This window comes from Roseateles sp., assembly GCF_031397715.1.
Classification (GTDB): domain Bacteria; phylum Pseudomonadota; class Gammaproteobacteria; order Burkholderiales; family Burkholderiaceae_C; genus Paucibacter_A.
In genome coordinates this window covers 1-4,451 of record NZ_JANNMI010000440.1, presented here as the reverse complement: position 1 = coordinate 4,451, position 4,451 = coordinate 1, and the positions used below count along the sequence as shown (strand labels likewise).

Sequence of the window (4,451 nt, the reverse complement as noted above, 5' to 3'; positions counted from 1 at the left end):
GCGACGCACGCAGCCACGGCTTCGGCTTCATCGGCTTCCTGCCGTCGCGCGGCACCGAGCGCGCGGCCGCGGTGCAGGCGCTGGCGCAGCACGGCGCGGCACAGATACTTTTTGAAGCTCCGCACCGCATCGCCGCGCTGGCACAGGAGCTGGCCGCCACCGTGCCGCAGCGCACACTGACACTGTGCCGCGAGCTGACCAAACAGTTCGAGACCGTCCACACCGCCTTGGCGGCCGAGCTGCCGGCCTGGATGGCGGCAGACGCGCAGCGCGAGCGCGGCGAGTTTGTGCTGGTCTTGCATGCTGTCAAGCCGGTCGCGGCGGCCGACGGTGTGCTGCCGGCCGAGGCTTTGCGGGTGCTGGATCTGCTCAGCGCCGAGCTGCCCTTGAAGCAGGCGGTGGCGCTGGCAGCTGACATCAGCGGCAGCTCGCGCAACCGGCTGTATGACTTTGCCCTGGCGCAAAAGAAGGCGCGCGAAACTGATGCCGACTGAATTCGACGCCGCCTCCTACAATGAAGCCATGATTTCGCGCGAACCCACACTTGCCCGCCTGGTAGCAGCCCGTAGCCAATTGCTGGAGCCTTACGGCCTCAGCGAGCCCTTGCTGGCCAAAGCACTGCGGCTGATCACCGAGCACCGGGTCGACGACGCCGACCTCTACTTCCAGACCACCCGCTCCGAGGGCTGGAGCCTGGAAGAGGGCATCGTCAAGAGCGGCAGCTTCAGCATCGATCAGGGCGTCGGCGTGCGCGCGGTGGCGGGCGAGAAGACCGCATTTGCCTATTCTGACGATATCTCCGAGGCCGCCATCATCGACGCCGCCCTGACCGTGCGCGCGATCGCCGCCGCCGGCCAGAGTCGCCGCGTCAAGGTCCCGGCCAATCCGACCGTATCAAAGAGCCGCTCGCTCTATGGCCCGGCCGACCCAATCGCCAGCCTGGACAGCACCGAGAAAGTCGCCCTGCTGGAGCGCACCGAACGGATGGCCCGCGCCAAGGACCCGCGCGTGGCCCAGGTGATGGCCGGCTTGGCGGCAGAACATGAAGTGATCCTGGTGGCACGCGCCGACGGCACGCTGGCCGCCGACGTTAGGCCGCTGGTGCGCCTGAGCGTGACCGTGATTGCCGAGAGCAATGGCCGCCGCGAGGTCGGCTCGGGCGGCGGCGGCGGCCGCTTTGGCCTGGCCTATTTCACCGACGAGATGATTGCCAGCTATGTCGATCAGGCCGTCAACGCGGCGCTGACGAATCTGGAATCGCGCCCGGCCCCGGCCGGCGAGATGACCGTGGTGCTGGGCCCCGGCTGGCCCGGCGTGCTCTTGCACGAGGCGATCGGCCATGGCCTGGAAGGTGATTTCAACCGCAAGGGTTCGAGCGCCTTTGCCGGCCGCAACGGCTAGCGCGTCGCCGCCAAGGGCGTCACGGTGCTGGACGACGGCACGCTGCCGGACCGGCGCGGCTCGATGAATGTGGACGACGAGGGCTGCGCCTCGCAGCGCAATGTCTTGATCGAAGACGGCATCTTGAAGGGCTATATCCAGGACGCGATGAATGCGCGTTTGATGAAGGTCGCACCGACCGGCAACGGCCGGCGCGAGAGCTATGCCCATGTGCCGATGCCGCGCATGACCAACACGTACATGTTGGCCGGCGACAAAGACCCGCAGGAAATCATCGCCAGTATCAAAAAAGGCATTTACGCGACCAATTTCGGCGGCGGCCAGGTTGACATCACCTCGGGCAAGTTTGTGTTCTCGGCCAGCGAAGCCTTCTGGGTCGAAAACGGCAAGATCCAGTACCCGGTCAAGGGCGCCACCATCATCGGCAGCGGCCCCGAGGCGCTGACCCGCGTCACCATGATGGGCAACGATATGCAGCTGGACACCGGCGTCGGCGTCTGTGGCAAAGAGGGTCAGAGCGTGCCGGTCGGCGTCGGCCAGCCGACCTTGCGTATCGACGGCTTGACGGTGGGCGGCACCGCCTGATTGTTGTTCGGCCGCCGCAGTGCTGCGGCTGTGCAATATTCGCGTGCTACATTCAAGTCATGCCTTCACCAAAGTTTTACACAACTTTCTTTTGGTTCTCAAACCGCACCGGCGGCAGAGAGGCGAACGCGTAGACCAATAACGCAATCCAAATTTCTGAAAACCGCTGGGTGCACCCCCGGCGGTTTTTTTTTGCTCATCGAATCAGAATCAGAAAGACCGCCACGATATGAACGCGAAAAATGTGACCAAGCCCGAGGCCGCCGCCGAACGCTGGTACTCGCCGCAGGACAAGACCAGCGAGACCGATGACCAACGCATCGTCGACGTGACGCCGCTGCCGCCGCCGGAACACCTGATTCGTTTCTTCCCAATCCGCGGCACGCCGATGGAGCCGCTGATCGCCGGCACCCGCGCCAAGATCCGCAAGATCATGCAGCGCAAGGATGACCGCCTGCTGGTCATCATCGGCCCCTGCTCCATCCATGACCCGGCCGCCGCCATCGAGTACGCCCGCAAGCTGCAGCTGCAGCGCGAGAAGTACGCCGACACGCTGGAGATCGTCATGCGCGTCTATTTCGAGAAGCCGCGCACCACGGTGGGATGGAAGGGCCTGATCAACGACCCCTATTTGGATGAGAGCTTCCGCATCGACGAAGGTCTGCGCATCGCCCGCCAGTTGCTGCTGGAGATCAACCGGCTGGGCATGCCGGCCGGCTCCGAGTTCCTCGACGTGATCTCGCCGCAATACATTGGTGACTTGATTTCCTGGGGCGCGATCGGCGCGCGCACGACCGAAAGTCAGGTGCACCGCGAGCTGCCTCGGGCTTGTCCGCGCCGATCGGCTTCAAGAACGGCACCGATGGCAATATCAAAATCGCCACCGACGCGATCCAGGCCGCCGCCCGCCCGCATCACTTCTTGTCGGTGCACAAGAACGGCCAGGTCGCCATCGTCGAGACCAAGGGCAATAAGGACTGCCATGTGATCCTGCGCGGCGGCAAAGCGCCCAATTACGACATCGACAGCGTGGCGGTGGCCTGCAAGGATCTGGCCGCCGCCAAGCTCGACACCACGCTGATGGTCGACTGCTCGCATGCCAACAGCTCCAAGCAGCATCTGCGCCAAGTGGATGTGGCGGCGGATGTCGCGGCCCAGATCAAGGCCGGGGGCAAGAGCATCTTCGGCGTGATGGTGGAAAGCCATTTGATCGATGGCGCGCAGAAGTTCACGCCCGGCAAAGACGATGCGAAGAAGCTGGAGTACGGCAAGAGCATCACCGACGCTTGCCTGGGCTGGGACGATTCGCTCAAGGTGCTCGAACTGCTCAGCGACGCTGTAAAGACGGCACGCGGCTGATTTCTAGGCCAGAATCGGCGCGTCACAAGCCAACGAAGAAGGCAAGCGATGCGCAGTCAAGTCAAGGTTGTGTTCAGCCCGATTCAGCAGTTCGATCAGGTCGTTGATGCCGCGGAGGTCCTGAGTTTCGAGGCCGCCCGGCAATGGCTGGACGAGCAGTTCGTCAAGCATGACTGCGAGCCGATGCGGGGCTCGGGCAAGGTCTTGCTGGCGGACAAGATTCTGGGTATCGCGTCCGCTGCCGGCCCGGTCGCATTTGCCGACCCGGCTTGGTCGCTTGACTATGCACGGGCCACCAGCGGCGCGCTGAGCAAGGCGCTGCTGCGGGTCGATGTGGCGAAGCGGACTTTGTCGTACTGACTCAACGGCCGGATCCACTGCTCCTAGCCAATCGCAGCGCCGGCAGCTCGGCCGTCGGCAAGTAATAAGGGCTTGAAGCCGGGCGAGCCGACCCCACATCGGGTGCACGTATCGTTTTTGTGCTCACAGAAGGAATCACAAGCCATGACAAAGCAAACCCATGCCTTCCAGGCTGAGGTCAAACAGATCCTGCACCTGGTCACCCATTCGCTCTATTCCAACAAGGAAATCTTCCTGCGCGAGCTGGTCTCCAACGCGTCGGACGCCTGCGACAAGCTGCGCTTCGAGGCGCTGGACAATGCTGCCCTGTTCGAGGATGCGCCGAATCTGGAAGTTCGCGTCAGCTTTGACGAAGCCGCCCGCACCGTCACCATCAGCGACAACGGCATCGGCATGAGCGAGGAAGAGGCGATCTCGCATCTGGGCACCATCGCCAAGAGCGGCACGCGCGAATTCATGGCCAAGCTCGAAGGCGACCAGAAGAAGGATGCCAATCTGATCGGCCAGTTCGGCGTCGGTTTCTACTCGGGCTTTATCGTTGCCGACCGCATCACCGTCGAAACCCGCCGCGCTGGCGTGGCCGCCGATGCGGCCGTGCGCTGGACGTCAGAAGGCACCGGCGACTACGAAGTCGAGACCATCACCAAGGCAGGTCGCGGCACCGATGTGGTCCTGCATCTGCGCGAAGGCGAGGAGGAGTTCCTCAAGACCTGGCGCCTCAAGTCCGTCATCAGCAAATATTCCGA

The 4,451-nt window shown here is 63.7% G+C and carries 2 protein-coding genes and 3 pseudogenes; all 5 read left to right on the top strand.

The window, feature by feature from the left end:
* Nucleotides 1-494, top strand: a pseudogene (locus tag RMO57_RS19360) (16S rRNA (cytidine(1402)-2'-O)-methyltransferase); the annotation flags it as partial.
* Between the two features lie 28 nt (nt 495-522).
* Nucleotides 523-1,986 (top strand): annotated as a pseudogene (tldD, locus tag RMO57_RS19355) (metalloprotease TldD).
* Between the two features lie 229 nt (nt 1,987-2,215).
* A pseudogene (locus RMO57_RS19350) lies at nt 2,216-3,345 on the top strand (3-deoxy-7-phosphoheptulonate synthase).
* A gap of 48 nt (nt 3,346-3,393) precedes the next feature.
* Entirely contained in the window at nt 3,394-3,705 is a 312-nt protein-coding gene (locus RMO57_RS19345) for a hypothetical protein (RefSeq protein ID WP_310389451.1), read from the top strand.
* A gap of 144 nt (nt 3,706-3,849) precedes the next feature.
* Nucleotides 3,850-4,451, top strand: a 602-nt coding sequence (locus RMO57_RS19340; protein WP_310389450.1) for an ATP-binding protein, incomplete at its 3' end; no start/stop codon positions are given.

Excerpts from the sequence above, each read along its gene's own strand:
- RMO57_RS19345 (WP_310389451.1), top strand. The coding sequence starts at position 3,394 with ATGCGCAGTCAAGTCAAGGTTGTGTTCAGCCCGATTCAGCAGTTCGAT.